This window comes from Pseudomonas sp. URMO17WK12:I9 (assembly GCF_900230165.1).
In the GTDB taxonomy this organism is placed as follows: Bacteria; Pseudomonadota; Gammaproteobacteria; order Pseudomonadales; family Pseudomonadaceae; genus Aquipseudomonas; species Aquipseudomonas fulva.
The window spans coordinates 9,846-27,987 of the sequence record NZ_OCMQ01000003.1 but is presented as its reverse complement, the minus strand read 5'-3'; the positions used below and the strand labels follow the sequence as shown (position 1 = coordinate 27,987).

The following is an 18,142-nucleotide window of genomic DNA, read 5'->3' as shown; positions in this document are numbered from 1 at the left end:
CAGTATGCCGTGAGCCATCGTCGCCAGCCCCGTGTAGGTAATCTCCTACAAGGATTTCAGCAGCCCACGTTGCTTGCGAGGGTGTCCGGGTTTAATGGGCCATACAGGGCAGGCGCCCGGTGTTTGAATCGCACGCTGACCCCTCAGAAGGAACTGACCGATCATGCCTGCCGCCGACCTTTTCGACCTCACCGTTGCCCAGCGGGATATCTGGCTGGAGCAACTCAGCCAAGGCACATCCCCGCTGTACAACATTGGCGCCTATGTCGCGCTGGAGGGGCAGGTGGACAGGACCAGGCTGACGCTGGCACTGCATCACCTGGCCAGCCTCCACGATGCCTTGCGTACCGTGTGGGTACAGGAGGGTGGCTCGGCGCGGCAGCGTTTCGCCCCCCAGCTGCCCGTGACCTTGATGTGGGACGACCTTCAAGCTGACGCCCACCCGACCGATGCAGCCCTGAACCTTCTCGATGCCTGGATGCGCATGCCCATTGCACTGGAGCAAGGGCCGCTTTGGGAGGCCAGGCTGATCAGGATGGGCCCCCGCGAGCACTTGCTGGCCTTGCGCGCCCACCATCTGGTGCTTGATGGGTGGGGCGTTGACCAGTGGTTCAAGCAACTGGCCGACCTCTACCTCACGCTCGAACACCAACAGCCGCTGCCCGGCAGCGCGCCCTCGTACTGCGCCTTTATCGAAGAGGATGCGCGCTACCTGGCCTCGGCGCGTTATCAGCGTGACCGTGAGTACTGGCTGACCAGGCTTGCCCAACTGCCCGACCCCCTGCTGCGGCCTACCCAACCGGCTTTGTCGCCGGAGGATTCACCGAGCCATGCGCTCGATCTGGCGGTTACGCCTGGCCTGATGCGCAAGCTGCGGGCGCTGGCCGACACCCTGGGCGTGTCGCCGTTGCCGGTGTTGCTGGGGGCACTGCACGCCTGTGTCTGCCGCACTTGGCAGCGCGATCAATGGATGGTCGGCTTGCCGGTACGCAACCGCGCCAACGCACAGTTCAAGGCAACCCTGGGATTGTTCACCCAGGTCAGCCCACTGCGCATGGACTTTGGCAGGAACCTGTCCTTCGCGGACCTGATTCAAGCCATCGTCGCTACGCTCAAGCAGGATTTTCGTCATCAGCGCTACCCGTTGAGCGCGCTCAAACGCGACGTCGCCGCGCAGCAGGAGGGGCGCACGCAGTTGTTCGAGCTGCTGGTGTCCTTCGAAGAAGACAGCAACGCGCTGCAAATCGGCGACGTGGCCGGTGCGACGGTCATGATCTGCAATGGCCACGAACCCTCACCCTTGAGCATCCATTTGCGCTGCAACACCCACGCAGGCACCGCGCGCCTGCACTTGGTGCACAGCCGCGCCTGGTTCAGCGACGAACAGGCCAAAGCCCTCGGCGCACGACTGCTGCATGTGCTGGAGCAGGGCCTGGCCCAACCCCAGGCCCTGGTATCGGCCTTCGACATGCTGACCGCACCCGAGCACCAACGCCTTAGGGCATGGAACATGACGGCCATGTCAGCGGCGCACACGGCGCCCTGCCTGATTCAGCAACGCATCGAGCTGCAAGCCCGCACGCAGCCGGGAGCCCTGGCAGCCTGTTTCGGCGACCAAACCTTGAGTTACGGCGAGCTCGATCACCGCGCAAGCGCCTTGGCCCAGCACCTCGCAAGTCTCGGGGTAGGCCCTGAACGGCGCGTGGCAGTGGTCGCCCAGCGAGGGCTGGACACCCTGGTTGGCCTGCTGGCGGTACTCAAGGCAGGCGGTGCTTACGTGCCGGTCGATCCGGCCCATCCGGCAGAGCGCATCGCCTACCTGCTGCAGGACAGCGCTCCGCACGTGGTCCTGACCCTTTCGCGCTTCGCACCGCGCCTGCCCAAGCATGGCAGGCCACAGATCGAACTGGACGACCCGTCGTGGCCGACCGAGCCCGCAGCCACCTTCTCGTTCGCACCGCAAACGCGTACGGATTTGGTCTACATCATCTATACCTCTGGCTCCACCGGCCAACCCAAGGGAGTGATGGTCGAGCAACGCATGCTGGCCAACCTGGTGGACTGGCACTGCACCCAATTCGCGCTTGGCCCAGGCCGCCATCAGTCCAGCGTGGCGGGCTTTGGCTTCGATGCCATGGCCTGGGAGATCTGGCCGGCGCTGTGCAGTGGCGCCACCTTGCACCTGGCACCGGTACGCGAAGGGGCCGAGGATGTACACGCCTTGCTCGCCTGGTGGCGGGCCCAAACGCTTCACGTCAGCTTCTTGCCCACGCCGATTGCGGAACTCGCCTTCGCCCAGGGGATGCCCCATCCAACGTTGGAAACCCTGCTGGTGGGCGGTGACCGCCTGCGACGACTGGGCCGGGAGCTGACGTGCAAGGTGATCAACAACTATGGCCCGACCGAGGCCACGGTAGTGGCCACGTCGGGGCAGGTGCAGCCGGGTGGGCCATTGCACATCGGCGTTCCGGTCGCCAACACCCAGGTGTATGTGCTGGACGGGCAGGGCCAGTTGCTGCCGCCCGGCGCGGACGGTGAGCTGTATATCGGTGGCCAAGGGGTGGCCAGGGGCTACTTCAACCAGCCGCAACTGAGCGCCGAGCGCTTCGTTCAAGACCCGTTCAGTAGCGCGCCTGGCGCCCGGCTTTACCGAACCGGTGACTGGGTGCGCTGGCTGTCCGACGGCACGCTTGAGTACCTGGGCCGCAACGACGACCAAGTGAAGATCCGCGGTATGCGGGTCGAGCTTGCGGAGATCGAAGCCGCCTTGAGCCTTCACCCGGCGGTGAACGAAGGCGTGGTCATGCTCCGCAAGGGTCAGTTGCATGCCTGGTTCACGGCGACCGATCCGGTCACGCCCCGGGCCCTGCACGATCACCTGCGCGATAGCCTCCCAGTCGCCCTGTTGCCGGTCGCCTACATGCAGGTCGCCCACTGGCCCTTGACCGCCAATGGCAAGCTCGACCGACGCGCGCTGCCCCCAGCGGATGACACGGCCATGGTGCGGCACGAGCATGAGCCGCCAGAAGGGGAGATGGAGCAACGCCTGGCCGCGCTCTGGGCCCAGTTGCTGCACATCGAGCGCATCGGCCGGCACGACCATTTCTTCGAGCTGGGCGGGCATTCGCTGCTGGCTGTCCAGCTGATCGAGGCCATGCGCCAACAAGGCCTGCAGGTCGATGTGCAGGTGCTGTTCGGGCAATCGACCCTGGCAGCGGTCGCCGCCAGCGCCAGGGCCACCGAGTGCGTGCACACCCCACCGCCGTGCATCCTGTTGCAGTGCCAGCGCATCGAGCCGGGCATGCTGCCCCTGGCCACGCTCAGTCAGGCAGCGCTCGACCGCATCGTAGCGAGGGTGCCGGGTGGCGCGGCCAACGTGCAGGAAATCTACCCCTTGGCGCCCTTGCAGCAGGGGCTGCTGTACCACCACCTGACGGACACGGTCGACCCGTACCAGCAACAGGCCGTGTTCTCGTTCGCCACCGAGCAACAGGTGCGCGACTTCGCCGTAGCGTTGCAGCATGTGATGCAGCGCCACGACATCCTGCGCACCAGCCTGGCCTGGGAAGGGCTGGAGACGCCGCACCAGGTGGTCTGGCGCCATGCCCGCCTGCCGGTCGAACGCTGGCAGGGGCCTGAAGGTCAATGGCGCGACCACTACCATCCCGGCCGGCGCCCGCTCAGCCTGGACAAGGCGCCGATGCTAGCACTGGTGTGCATGGATGCACCTGAACAGGGCCGTTGGCTGGCCTTGCTGCGTTTTCACCATCTGGTCAACGACGCGGTGTCCTTGCAGGTGCTACTGGGCGAGCTGGAGGCCTGTATGGCGGGGCGGGGCGCGCAGTTGCCAGCGCCAGTGCCGTATCGGGATTACGTGGCGCTCACTAACCGCGCCGAGCGCCAGGCCGCCCACCGGGCATTTTTCACCGAGCAACTGGCGGGGTTGGCGCCGCAGCAGCCGCTGTCGGGCTGGGGCGCAGTGGCGCTCGATCCGGCCGACCTCGAGAACGCCAGCCGTGACCTGCCCGCCGCCACGGTTGCCAGCCTGCGCGCCCTGGCAAGGGCGCATGGCGCCAGCCTTGCGAGCCTGCTGCACCTGGCATGGGCCCACGCACTGGGTAGCCTGAGTGGGCGCGACCAAGTCGTGGTGGGCACGGTATTGCTGGGGCGCAGCATGGCCGGCCCTGGCGCCGACCGGGCGCTGGGGATGTTCATCAACAGCTTGCCGCTGCGCATCAACCTCAATGACTGCACCCCAGCGCAGGCGTTGGTGGATACCCATGCTCGCCTGGCGGCGCTGCTGGCCCATGAAGATGCGCCGCTGATCCTGGCCCAGCAATGCAGCGGTCTGCCGGCCGGCAGCGCACTGTTCGACAGCCTGGTGAACTACCGTCAGGGTGCGCTGCCGTTGGGCGAGGTCATGCCGGGTGTCGCGCTGGTCGAAGCCAGTGAAGTGACGAGCCATGGCCTGGTATTGACGGTGGATGACCCGGGAGATCGCCTGCAACTGTCTGTGCGTGCCCCGCGTGCGCTGGGGGCGCAGCGCATGCTGGACTACCTGGGCACGGCGCTCGAACAGATCGGCCAGGCACTATCGGACCCGACATCCGGCATGCTCCAGCAGCTATGCCCGGTGCCTGCACGGGAGCTTGCGTTGATGCTCGAAGGCTTCAACGCCACCGAAGACCCCACCAGCCCTGTTCAGCAGACACTGCCGACGCTGTTCGAGGCCCAGGTGCAACGTACCCCCTGCGCCATCGCCCTGCAGGCCGACGGCCAGAGCCTGGACTACCAGACGCTCAACGAACAGGCCAACCGCCTGGCGCACTACCTGATCGGCCTGGGCGTGACACCTGACAGCCGAGTGGCGGTGTGCATCGAGCGAGGTGTCAGCCTGATGATCGCCTTGCTCGGGGTGCTCAAGGCAGGTGGTGCCTACGTGCCGCTGGACCCTGAATACCCGCAAGAGCGGCTGCGCTTCATGTTGCAGGACTGCAACCCGGTCACGGTGCTGGTGCACGGGGCCACGGCAGGGCTCTTCGCGCCGTTGCAACAGCCCACCCTGAACCTGGACCGCTGTGATCTGACCGAGCGTCCTTGCACCGACCCTCAGGTGCCTGGCCTTGGCCCGCAGCACTTGGCTTACGTGATGTATACCTCAGGTTCGACCGGCACGCCCAAGGGCGTGATGATCGAGCATCGCGGCCTGTGCAACCTGATGCACTGGGGCTCGCTGATCCGGGCACCACGTGCCGGTGACGCCTTGCTGCAACGCGCCCCGTGCACCTTCGACGGTTCGGTCTGGGAGTTGTTCTGGCCGTTGACGGCGGGGGTGCGCCTGGTCCTGGCTCGCCCCGGTGGGCACCGCGACCCTGGCTACCTGGTGGAGCTGATCAAGGCGCAGCAGGTCAGCATCGTCAAGTTCGTCCCGGCGCTGTTGCAGCAGTTCCTCGATCAGCCAGGGGTGCAGGGGTGCACCCGGCTCACCGACATTTTCTGCGGAGGCGGCGATCTTACCCCCGCGTTGCTGCAAAGCCTTCGCGAGCGCTTGCCCTGGGTGTGCGTGCATAACGTGTATGGCCCCACCGAGGCCACTGTCGACAGTACCGCCTGGTCGTTGCCGGCCCATACGCCACTGCCGGTGCAGACACCGCCGATCGGCCGTCCGATCCCCAACACCCGCGTGTATGTACTCGATGAACACGACCGCCCGGTACCGCTGGGCGGCGTAGGCCAGTTGCACATCGGTGGAGTAGGCGTGGCGCGCGGCTATCTGGGCTTGCCTGAGCTTCAGGCCGAACGCTTCATCGCCAGCCCCTTCGTCGACGGCGACCGGCTCTACCGCACAGGCGATCTGGTGCGCTATCGAGAAGACGGCAACCTCGAATTCATGGGCCGCAACGACTTCCAGGTCAAGCTGCGCGGCCTGCGCGTGGAACTTGGAGAGATCGAGGCCTCGCTCACCGCCCACCCGGCCGTTGCGCAGGCGGTGGTGTTGATGCGCGAAGAGCGCCTTGTGGCCTACTTCACGCTGTGCGACGGTCAGCCTGCGCCGGCCCTCGAGGCGCTGCGCGGTCACCTGCTGGCCTGCATGCCGGAGTACATGGTACCCCAGGCCTTCGTGCGCCTGGCGCAGTTGCCCTTGAGCGCCAACGGCAAGCTGGATCGGCGCGCCTTGCCCGCGCCCGGCGCCGATGCGGTCATCAGCCGCGCCTACCGTGCACCCGAAGGCGAGCTGGAAGCGGCCATGGCGGCCATCTGGGCCGAGTTGCTCAAGATCGAGCAGGTGGGCCGTGACGACAACTTCTTCGAGCTGGGCGGGCATTCATTGCTGGCCGTGAGCCTGGTGGCGCGCCTGCGCCAGGCCGGGCTGCACGTCGATGCCAGGGCGCTGTTCACCCAGCCCACCCTCTCGGGGCTCGCCGCCAGCAGCCAGGCCCAGCCTGAACAGGCCGTCATCCCGCCTACCACCATCCCAAGCCTGGGCAAACGCAGGCGCCTTTGAGGCCAAGCCCGGGGCCCGCCGGCCCCGGCAATCGTTTGCGCGGTTGTCCCCACTTCCCATGTCAGACCGGCCGGTCGCGTTGCTTTAGCGTGTCGGCCATCAACCCTTCCAGGCAAAGCAGGATGCTTACCGATGCACTTCAGCGAACTGATCAACGCACTTTCCACCCGTCCCATCCGTCTGCAGCGTGAAGACCAGGACCTGATCGTCCTGGGTGATGACCAGACGCTGGACGACCCCCTGTGGGAGGCGTTGTCCCGGCACAAGCCGGCCTTGCTGGAGATGCTTGCAAGTCAGGATGACGATTGGCTCAGCCCGGCATTTCGCGTCACCCCCGACATGCTGCCGTTGGTCAGCCTCGACCAGGCGGCCATTGACCGTATCGTCGACAGCGTGCCGGGCGGGGCGGCCAACGTACAGGACATCTACCCGCTGGCACCCCTGCAGCGGGGCATGCTGTACCACCACCTGTCGGCCCAGGACGGCGACCCCTACCTGTCGCAGGTGCAATTGCGTTTCGCCAGCAAGGCGCACCTCGATGCCTTCGCCGACGCCCTGCAAGCGGTCATACAGCGCCACGACATCCTGCGCACTGCCGTACATTGGGAATGCCTGGACGAGCCCGTGCAGGTGGTATGGCGCGAAGCGGCCCTGGTGCGTGAAGCGTTGCCGTTCAAAGGCCACGGCGCACTGACCGAGCTGTGCGACCACCTCGCCCCACGCCGTTATCGACTGGACCTGCGCCAGGCACCCCTGATGCAACTGGCCCAAGCCCAGGGTGAGGGGCAGGCGTGGGTGGCAGTGCTGACCTTCCATCACATGATCATGGATCACACGGCGCTCGATATCGTGCGCCGGGAAATCCAGGCGCATTTGGCCGGTACGGCCGCGCAGTTGCCCGCGCCGACGCCGTTTCGCAACTTCCTGGCGGCGGCCCGCCAGGCCCTGGACGAACAAGCCCACACCCAGTTCTTCGAGCACATGCTGGCCGATATCGACGAGCCGACCCTGGCCTTCGGTGCCCAGGCAAAGCCCGAGCAGCTTCTGCAGCAAGCCCGCCTGACCTTGCCGACCCCTCTGGCCCGTCGCCTGCGTCAACAGGCCCGGCAGCTCGGGGTCAGCCCAGCCAGCGTCCTGCACCTGGGCTTCGCCCGGTGGGTAGGGCAGCTGGCCGGGCGTCAGACGGTGGTGTTCGGCAGCGTATTGCTGGGCCGCATGACCGCCGGGGAGGGCGGCGAGCAGGCATTGGGCATGTTCATCAACACGCTGCCGCTGCGTATCGACGTGACAGAGGTGGGGGTCAAGGACGGCCTGTTGCACACCCACCGTCGTCTGACCGGCTTGCTGGCCCACGAACAAGCGTCCCTGGCCCTGGCTCAGCGCTGCAGCGGGGTGGCTGCGCCCACGGCCTTGTTCAACAGCATGCTCAATTACCGTCACAGCGACGCCGGCGACGCCGCCGAGATCATTCCTGTCGCGCCGGGTATCGACATTGTCGGCGCCGAGGAGCGTACCGATTACCCATTGACGGTGAGCGTGGACGATTTGGGCGACGACCTGCGCCTGACCGTGCAAAGCCTGCCTGAATGGGATGCCGCACGCCTGAGCCAGCAGTTCGAGCAGGTGCTCGCCAATCTCGTGCACGCCCTGGAACACGAGCCCGACACGCCTTTGCAGCACGTGGCCGTACTGCCGCCGCAGGAATTCGATCAGGTGGTGCGTCGCTTCAACCACACCGCCTGCACCTATCGGCAGGGCGACACTGTGCACGCACGGATCCAAGCCCGTGCGCGCGTGGCGCCAGAGGCCATCGCACTGCGTCAGGACGGCCAGGTGCTGAGCTACGCGGCGCTCAACCAGCAGGCCAATCAACTGGCCCACCGGCTGCTGGGAGAAGGTGTGAAGCCAGGCCAACGCATCGCCCTGTGCCTGCCGCGAAATGCCAACAGGCTGGTCGGCATGCTCGCGGTGCTCAAGGCCGGTGCGGCCTACGTGCCCGTCGATCCCGCTTACCCCGCAGACCGCATCGCCTACTTGCTGACCGACAGCGCACCCGCCTGGGTGCTGGCCGAGTCCAGCATCGAAGGCCTGCCCACTGGCGTGCCGCGCCTGGATCTGGACCATCCCCCTACCGACGCCCCGACACACGACCCTGTGGTCACGGGGCTGGATAATCGGCAACTGGCCTACCTCGTCTACACCTCAGGCTCGACCGGCCAGCCCAAGGGCGTAATGGTCGAACACCGTGCCCTGGTCAACCTGGTGGACTGGCACTGCCAGGCTTTCGAGCTGGACGAGCACGGCCACGCCTCGAGCGTGGCCGGGTTCGGTTTCGATGCCCTGGCCTGGGAGGTATGGCCCTGCCTGTGCGCCGGGGCTACGCTGCACCTGCCGCCGGCGGATGTTGGCAATGAGCATGTCGAGGCGCTGCTCGACTGGTGGCTGGAGCAGCCGCTGACGGTGAGTTTCCTGCCAACGCCCGTGGCCGAGCACGCGCTGCGCCGCGAGCGCCAGCACCCGACCTTGCGCACCCTGCTGGTGGGCGGCGATCGCCTGCGCCACTTCGAGCGCGATCCAGGCTTTGCATTGGTCAACAACTACGGCCCGACCGAAACCACCGTGGTCGCCACTTCTGGACGACTGCGCCCAGGCGGTGCCCTCCATATCGGTACGCCGATCGCCAATACCCAGGTCTACGTGCTGGACGCAGGCCTGCAACCGGTGCCCGTGGGCGTCGTAGGCGAGTTGTATATCGGGGGCGCTCAGGTGGCGCGGGGCTACTTCAACCGCCCCGAACTGACGCACTCGCATTTCATCAAGGATCCGTTCAGCGATGACCCTCAGGCACGCCTGTACCGCAGCGGTGACCTGGTACGCTGGAACACCGACGGCACGCTGGATTACCTCGGGCGCAACGACGACCAGGTGAAGATTCGCGGCGTGCGCGTTGAGCTGGGTGAAATCGAGGCGGCGCTCAAGTGCCAGCCTGGTGTCGAAGACGCCGTGGTGCTGGTGCGCGACGGCCGACTGCTGGGTTGGTATACCCAAACTCGGCCTCTTGAAGCGCTGGCGCTGCGCGAGGCGTTGCAGGCCTGTCTGCCTGCGCAACTAGTGCCCGCGGCACTGACCTGCCTCGATGCATTGCCGCTGACCCGCCATGGCAAGCTTGACCGCCGGGCGTTGCCAACCCCGGACACCTCAAGCCTTGCTGCCAGCGCCTTCGAAGCCCCGAACACCCCGACCGAAACGGCCATGGCCGCGATCTGGGCCGACGTGCTGCAGGTCGACCGGGTAGGGCGCCACGACAACTTCTTCGAGCTGGGTGGGCACTCGTTGTTGGCGGTCACGCTGGTCGAGCGTCTGCGCCGGGCGTCGCTGGTGGTGGACGTGCGCATGCTGTTCGCCCAGCCCACCGTCGCCGCCCTGGCCGCTGTGGTTGGCGATAGCCCGGCCTTGCAGGTGCCGGCCAATGGCGTGCCGACGGGCGCGCAGCGCATTACGCCCGACATGCTCAGCCTGATCACGCTGGAGCAGCACCTGATCGACCGCATCACTGCTCAGGTACCAGGCGGCGCGGCCAACGTGCAGGAAATCTATCCGCTGGCACCCCTGCAGCAGGGCGTGCTCTACCATCACCTGAGCGCAGAGCAGGGCGACCCCTACCTCTTGCAGACACGCCTGGCATTCGACAGCATCGAGCGCCTGCTGGCCTGGGCCGGCGCCCTGCAACAGGTCATCGACCGACATGACATTCTGCGCACCGCTGTCCTGAGTCACGGCTTGGCGCAGCCGCTGCAGGTGGTGTGGCGCAAGGCCGAGCTGGGCGTCTTCGAGGTGACCGACCTGCACGAGGATTCGGGCACCTCGCGCATCGACCAGTTGCAGGCGCGCTTCGATGCCCGCCATCACCGCATGGACCTGAGCCAGGCACCCCTGGCGCAGTTGCACTATAGCCTGGACCCTGACAATCACCGGGTGGTGGCCGTGTTGCTGTTCCATCACCTGGCACTGGACCACACGGCCCTGGACGTGGTGCTGTACGAGATGCGCGCCTTGCTGTTCGGGCAAGGGCATACCCTGCCGCCGGCCGTGCCATACCGTAATTACGTTGCCCAGGCTTGCCTGGGCAACGAAGCCGCCCACGAGGCCTTCTTCAAGACCCTGCTGGCTGATGTCGATGAGCCCACCCTGCCGCTCGGTCATGCCGACGTGCAAGGCGACGGTGCTGGCATCGAGCACGCCTTGCTGGCGCTCGACCACGGCCTGGCCCAGGGCCTACGTGCCCAGGCTAGGCGCCTGGGTGTCAGTGCTGCGAGCCTGATGCACGTGGCCTGGGCCCGTGTACTTGGGGTGTTGGCCAACCGCAGCGATGTGGTGTTCGGCACAGTGCTGATGGGGCGCTCGCAAGCCGGCGAGGGCGCCGACCGCGCACTGGGCATGTTCATCAACACCCTGCCTCTGCGTGTCGATACCGCCGCCGGGGTAGAACAAGGCGTGTTGGCCACGCACCGCCACTTGTCGGCCCTGCTGGCCCACGAGCATGCGTCGTTGGCACTGGCCCAGCGTTGCAGCGGCGTGGCTGCCGGGGCGCCGTTGTTCAGCGCACTGCTCAACTACCGCCACAGCGCCGACCCGGCCGCCCAGGCAGGTGACGGCCTCTGGGAGGGCGTACAGCTGCTGGGGGCAGAGGAGCGCAGCAACTACCCGCTCACCCTCAGCGTCAACGACCTGGGGAATGGTTTTACCTTCAATGTGCTGGCGTTGATCGACATCGGCGCGGCGCGGGTCGCCGAGTGGATGGCAATGGCCGTGGCGCAGATGGTTCGGGCGTTGGAGCACGACCCGCAAACCAGCGTTCAGCGCCTGTCCATACTGGACGATGCGGCGCGCGAGCAGGTGCTGGGCGGCTTCAACTTGACCGCGCAAGCGTACCCACAGGGCCAGACCGTACATGCGCTGATCGAGGCCCAGGCTGCCGCGGTGCCCGATGCCACAGCGGTGTGCCAGGGCTCCCTGACCCTGACCTACGCCCAGCTCAACCGACGCGCCAATCAGTTGGCCCATCGGCTGATCGCAGAGGGTGTAGGCAGGGCTGACCGCGTCGCCTTGTGCCTTGATCGCACACTGGACCGTATCGTCGCCTTGCTGGCCGTGCTCAAGGCCGGGGCCGCCTACGTGCCCGTGGACCCGGCCTATCCGGCCAGCCGTATCGCCTACCTGCTCGAAGACAGCGCGCCGGCCCTGTTGCTGGCCCAGGCCGACATTGGCGGCCTGCCGCCGCACGTGCGCCGCATCGACCTCGACCAGCCGGATGCTTATCTGAGCCTTACCGACAACCCGCACGTGGCGGGGCTGACTGCCAATGACCTGGCGTACCTGGTGTACACCTCAGGGTCCACCGGCCAGCCCAAGGGCGTCATGGTCGAGCACCACACCGTGACCAACCTCGTCCACTGGCACTGCCAGGCGTTCGCCGTGCAGGCGGGCACACGCACCTCCAGCGTTGCCGGTTTCGGTTTCGACGCCATGGCTTGGGAAGTCTGGCCCGCCCTGTGCGCGGGGGCCACGCTGCACCTGCCGCCGGCCTACCTGGGCAACGAGCAGGTCGAGGCGTTGCTGGACTGGTGGCTCGAACAACCCCTGACGGTCAGTTTCCTGCCGACCCCTGTGGCTGAACAGGCGCTGCGCCGCCCACACCAGCACGCCACGTTGCGCACCCTGCTGGTGGGCGGCGATCGCCTGCGTCAGTTCGAGCAGGACCCAGGGTTCACCGTGGTCAACAACTACGGCCCCACCGAGTGCACCGTGGTTGCCACCTCGGGTGCGTTGGCACCCGGCGCAGCCCTGCACATTGGCATACCCATCGCCAATACCCGTGTCTACGTGCTCGATGACCTGGGCCAGCCTGTGCCGGTCGGGGTCACCGGCGAGCTCTACATTGGTGGCTCGCAAGTGGCGCGAGGCTATTTCAACCGGCCGGACCTGACCGCAGAGCGCTTCCTGCGTGACCCGTTCAGCCGCCTTCCCAACGCCCGCCTATACCGCAGCGGCGACCTGGTGCGCTGGAACAGCGACGGCACGCTTGATTACCTGGGCCGCAACGACGACCAGGTCAAGGTGCGTGGCGTCAGGGTGGAGCTGGGTGAAATCGAGGCCGCGCTCCGGGCGCAGCCCGGCGTCGGCGATGCCGTGGTGCTAGTGCGCGGCGAACGCTTGCTGGCCTGGTTCACCGAGACCTCTGCTGTCGAGGTGAGTGACGTGCGCCAGGGCTTGCAGGCAAGCCTGCCTGGTCAGCTGTTGCCCCAGGCCTTCATCCGCATCCAGGCGCTGCCCCTGACCAGCCATGGCAAGCTCGACCGTCGCGCGCTGCCCGAGCCACAGCCCCAGGACCTGGTCCAGCAGGGGTATGAGGCCCCGCTGGGTGAAACCGAGGCGATCATCGCTCAGGTGTGGGCCGACGTGCTGGGCCTGGAGCAGGTCGGCCGGCACGACAACTTCTTCGAACTGGGCGGGCATTCGCTGTTGGCCGTGAGCCTGATCGAGCGGCTGCGCGAACAAGGCTTGGCCCTGGATGTGCGCGTGTTGTTCGGGCAACCGACGGTGGCGGCACTGGCCGGGGCGCTGGGCTCAGCCCGCGAGGTCCAAATCCCTGCCAACGGCATCCCGGCCCACTGCACCCGCATCATCCCGACCATGCTGCCCTTGCTGATGCTGGATCAGACTGCGCTGGACCGCATCGTTGCTGCGATCCCCGGCGGTGCGGCCAACGTCCAGGACATCTACCCACTGGCGCCGCTGCAGGAGGGCATTCTCTATCACCACCTCAGTGCAGACGATGCCGACCCGTACCTGCTGCAATGGCGGGTCGCCTTCGATTCGCGGCAAAGGCTGCATGCCTTTGCCCAGGCCCTCGACCAGGTGGTGGCTCGCCACGACGTGCTGCGCACGGCGGTGCTCTGGGATGGCCTGCCCCAGCCGGTGCAGGTGGTGCAGCGTTCGGCGAGCCTGGCGTTGATCGAGGTGACCTCAAACGACGCGATGCTTGCCGGTCAACGTATCGAGCTTGCCTCGGCGCCGCTGATTCGGCTGTTGCATATCCATGACGCGGCAGGCGTGCAGGCCGTGCTGCAGTTCCACCACATCGTGCTCGACCACACCGCCATGAAGGTGGTGTTGGCAGAGATTCGCGATCACTTGCACGGCCAGACGCCGGCAGGGGCGCCGGTGCCTTACCGCAACTACGTGGCCCAGGCCCGGCTGGGTATCAGCGAGGCCGAGCACGAAGCGTTCTTCAGGACCGAACTGGGCGATGTCGAAGAGCCGACGCTGCCCTACGGGCTTGCCGATCTGCAGCATGAAGGCGGTGATTTCGAGCTGGCCAGTACCGATTTGGCCACTGAGCAGTATCAACGGCTGCGGGCGCTGGCCCGCCAGTGCGGGGTGAGCGCCGCAAGCCTGGTGCACCTGGCCTGGGCGCGGTTGGTCGCGGCCACCAGTGGCAAGGACGACGTGGTCTTCGGCACTGTGCTGCTTGGGCGCCTGCAAGGCGGCGAGGGCGCCGACAGGGCCTTGGGTATGTTCATCAACACCCTGCCGCTGCGCCTGGACTTGGCAGGGCTCGACGTACGGGCAGCGGTACAGCTGACCCACCAGCGCCTGGCTGCGTTGTTGGTCCACGAGCACGCCTCGCTGGCGCTGGCCCAGCGCTGCAGCGGCGTGGCCGCACCCACGCCGCTGTTCAGCGCGATGCTCAACTACCGCCACGGCGCGACCGAGCAAGAGCAGCAGGCGCGCGACCAGGCCCTTGAGGGTATCGAGGTGCTGCCGGCCGGCGGGCATGGCAATTACCCGATCAGCGTCAACGTCGATGACCTGGGCACAGGGCTGCGCATCACCGCCCAGGTGTGCAGGCCCATCGGCGCCCGCCCACTGTGCGAGCAATTGGCGCATGTACTGGTCGAGCTGCTGGATGCGCTTGAACGGCGCCCGGCGCTACCGGTGCACAGCCTGTCACTGCTTGACCCTGCGGCGCGCGCAGCAGTACTGGGTAACCATCGCGCCTGTCCACATGACCTGACCCAGACCCTGCACGGTCTTTTCGAAGCGCAGGCCCTGCGCAGCCCGCAGGCCATCGCGCTGGTCGCTGAGGACGGCGAGCTGAGCTACGCCGAGCTCGATCAACAGGCCAATGGTCTGGCTCACCATTTGCTGTCGCTGGGCGTACAGCCCGACGACCGCGTTGCGCTCTGCCTTGAGCGCGGTGTCGCGCTGGTGGTTGGCCTGCTGGGCATCCTCAAGGCCGGCGCGGCCTATGTGCCGATCGACCCTGGCTACCCCGCCGAGCGGATTGGCCACATGCTGCGCGACAGCGACCCACGCGCGGTGCTGGTGCATCGCGCCACTGGCGACCTGGCGCTGCCTACCCAGGCGCCCAAGGTGGACATGGACACCGCCCGGTGGGCGCAGCAAGCGCATTTGGCTCCCCAGGTGCCTGGGCTCACAGCACGCAACCTGGCCTACGTGATCTACACCTCCGGCTCTACCGGGCTGCCCAAGGGCGTCATGGTCGAGCACCGTAACGTGGTGAACCTGGTGCACTGGAGCCAAGGGCAGTGGCCGCTCGCGGGGACCCAGGCTGTACTGCACAAGACGCCGATCAGCTTCGACGCCTCGGTGTGGGAGCTGTTCTGGCCACTGTGCAACGGCTTGCGCCTGGTGCTGGCCCGCCCGTTGGGCGAGCGCGACCCGGACTACCTGGCTCGGCTGATCCAGGCGCAGGGCGTGGCCGTGGTGCAGTTCGTGCCTGCGCTGCTGCAACAGTTCCTCGATCATCCAGGCAGCCGCCTGTGTTCAGGCTTGACAGACATCGTGTGCGGCGGCGGTGAGCTGACCCATGCGCTGGCCACGCAAGTGCGCGAGCAGTTGCCTCAGGTGCGTCTGCACAACGTCTACGGCCCCACCGAGACCACGGTCGATTGCAGCGCCTGGACGCTGCAGCCCACTGCCGCCATCCCCGTCGCTGGCCTGCCGATCGGAAGCCCGGTGGACAATACCCGCCTGTATGTACTCGATGCACACGACCAACCGGTGCCGCCAGGCGTTGCCGGGCACCTGCACATAGGCGGTGCTGGCGTGGCGCGCGGGTATCTGGGCTTGCCCGAGCAGCAGGCGGAGCGTTTCCTCGACAATCCCTTCGTCGAGGGCGAGCGGCTTTACCGCAGTGGCGACCTGGTGCGCCTGAATGCTCAGGGCGAGCTGGTCTTCCTTGGTCGACTCGACCAGCAGATCAAGCTGCGTGGCCTGCGAATCGAACCAGGCGAAATCGAAACCTGCCTGCAGCGCCTGCCTGGCGTGCACGCCGCCGTAGTGCTGGCGGTGGACGGTACGCGCCTGGCTGCCTGGTACACCGGTGACCCGCAGGCACCAGAGGCACTGCGCCAGGGCGTGCTCGAGCACTTGCCCGAGCACATGGTGCCTGCGGTGTTCATTCACGTGGATCGCTTGCCGCTGACGCCGAACGGCAAGCTCGACCGCAAGGCCCTGCCCACCCCGGACAGCGTGGTGCAGGGACGGGCCTTCGAGGCGCCGGTGGGTGATACCGAAGTGCTGCTGGCCCGCCTGTGGGGCGAATTGCTGACGGTGGCGCAGGTAGGCCGACACGATAATTTCTTCGAATTGGGTGGCCACTCGCTGCTGGCCGTCACCCTGACTGCTCGGCTGCGCCTTGAAGGCTTGCAGGTCGATGTGCGCACCTTGTTCGGCCAGCCGACCGTGGCTGCCCTGGCTGCCACGCTCACTGCCAGCCGTCAGGTCCAGGTGCCCGAGAACCGCATCCCAGCCGGCTGCTCGCACATCACCCCCGACATGCTCAGCCTGGTCGAGCTGGACCAGGCTTGCATTGCGCGGATCGTCTCGCAGGTCCCGGGCGGTGCAGCCAACGTGCAGGACATCTACCCCCTGGCGCCGTTGCAGGAGGGCATCCTCTACCATCACCTGTCGGCCGAGGATGATCCCTACGTGCTGCACACGCGCCTGCATTTTAGCGACAAGCAACGGCTGCAGGCATTTGCCGCTGCACTGGACCAGGTCATCGCCCGCCACGATGTATTGCGCACGGCGATCTTCTGGGAAGGGCTGCCGCAAGCGGTGCAGGTGGTGGTGCGCCAGGCGCGCCTGAGCGTGGACGCCGTGGCTGACCTGTCGGCCACTGCCACCCTCGACCTGGCGCGGGCGCCGCTGCTGCGACTGGTGTACAGCCAGGGACAGCACGGCATCGACGCCAGCTTGCAGTTCCACCACATCGTGTTGGACCACACGGCGCTGGAGGTGGTGGGCGAAGAACTGACAGCCTTGCTCAGCGGTGCCCCCGCACCGGCTCATGCTGCGGTGCCTTACCGCAATTACGTCGCCCAGGCCAGGCTGGGGGTCGATCAGCGCGCCCATGAGGCGTTCTTCACCGCGCAACTGGGTGACATCGACGAGCCGACCTTGCCTTATGGCCTGGATGACGTACAAGGCGACGGCCGCGACCTGGACGAGGCCAGGCAGGTCTTGCCCGAGGCGCTGTCCACCGGCTTGCGCCAACAAGCTCGGCGCTTGGGCATCAGTGTTGCTTCGTTGTTCCACCTGGCCTGGGCCCGCCTGCTCGGGGCTGCCAGTGGCAGAACGCGCGTGGTGTTCGGCACCGTGCTGCTGGGGCGCCTGCAGGGCGGAGAAGGGTCCGAGCGGGCACTGGGGATGTTCATCAACACCTTGCCACTGCGTGTGGACCTGGAGGCCATCGGCATGGTCGATGCGGCCAGGGCCGTGCATCAGGGGCTCAGCGACCTGCTGGCCCATGAGCATGCCTCGCTGGCGCTGGCACAGCGTTGCAGTGGCGTCGCGGCGCCGCAGCCGCTCTTCAGCGCAATGCTCAACTATCGCCATGGCACCCAGCCGGGTGCCGATCGCGGCGAAGGCTGGGCGGGTATTGAGGTGGTGGACGGGCAGGAGCGCACCAACTACCCGCTGAGCCTGAACGTGGATGATCTGGGCGAGGCTTTCCGACTGGTGGCCACCGTACCTGCGCAGATCGGCGCGCAGCGCATCTGCGGGCAGGTGCAACAGGTGCTGCAAGCGCTGCTGAGCGGGCTTGAACGCACCCCCACGTTGCCCGTGCAGCAATTGCCCGTGCTCGAAAGCCATGAGCGTGAACGCGTGGTGGCAGGTTTCAACGCTACCGAAAAGGCGTACGGGCTCGATCACACGCTGCATCGACTGATCGAAGATCAGGTACAGCGCACCCCGCAGGCCATCGCCGTCAGCGCCGAGGAGGGCGAACTGACCTTCGAGCAGCTCAACGCCCAGGCCAACCGCCTGGCTCACCACCTCATCGCGCTGGGCGTGACACCCGATGATCGCGTGGCGATCTGCGTTGAACGCAGTTTGTCGATGATGGTGGGGCTGCTCGGAATCCTGAAGGCGGGCGGCGCGTATGTGCCGGTCGATCCGGACTACCCGGCAGAGCGTATTCGCCACATGCTCACCGACAGCGACCCGGTGGCGGTGCTGGTGCACGCGGCGACCCGGCATGTGCCCGAGCACGGCGTCGTGATCGATCTGGACGCGCCGTTGAGCCTGGAACTGCCTGCCACCAAC

At 66.9% G+C, this 18,142-nt stretch carries 2 protein-coding genes; both read left to right on the top strand.

What is annotated here, in order from left to right; all coding sequences use genetic code 11:
* Positions 1–163: 163 nt before the first annotated feature.
* Positions 164–6,505: a non-ribosomal peptide synthetase gene (locus tag CRP40_RS07605; protein WP_033695180.1), complete on the top strand. Its 6,342-nt coding sequence runs from the start codon at positions 164–166 to the stop codon at positions 6,503–6,505.
* Between the two features lie 132 nt (positions 6,506–6,637).
* Positions 6,638–18,142, top strand: an 11,505-nt coding sequence (locus tag CRP40_RS21915; RefSeq protein ID WP_176505836.1) for a non-ribosomal peptide synthetase, incomplete at its 3' end; no start/stop codon positions are given.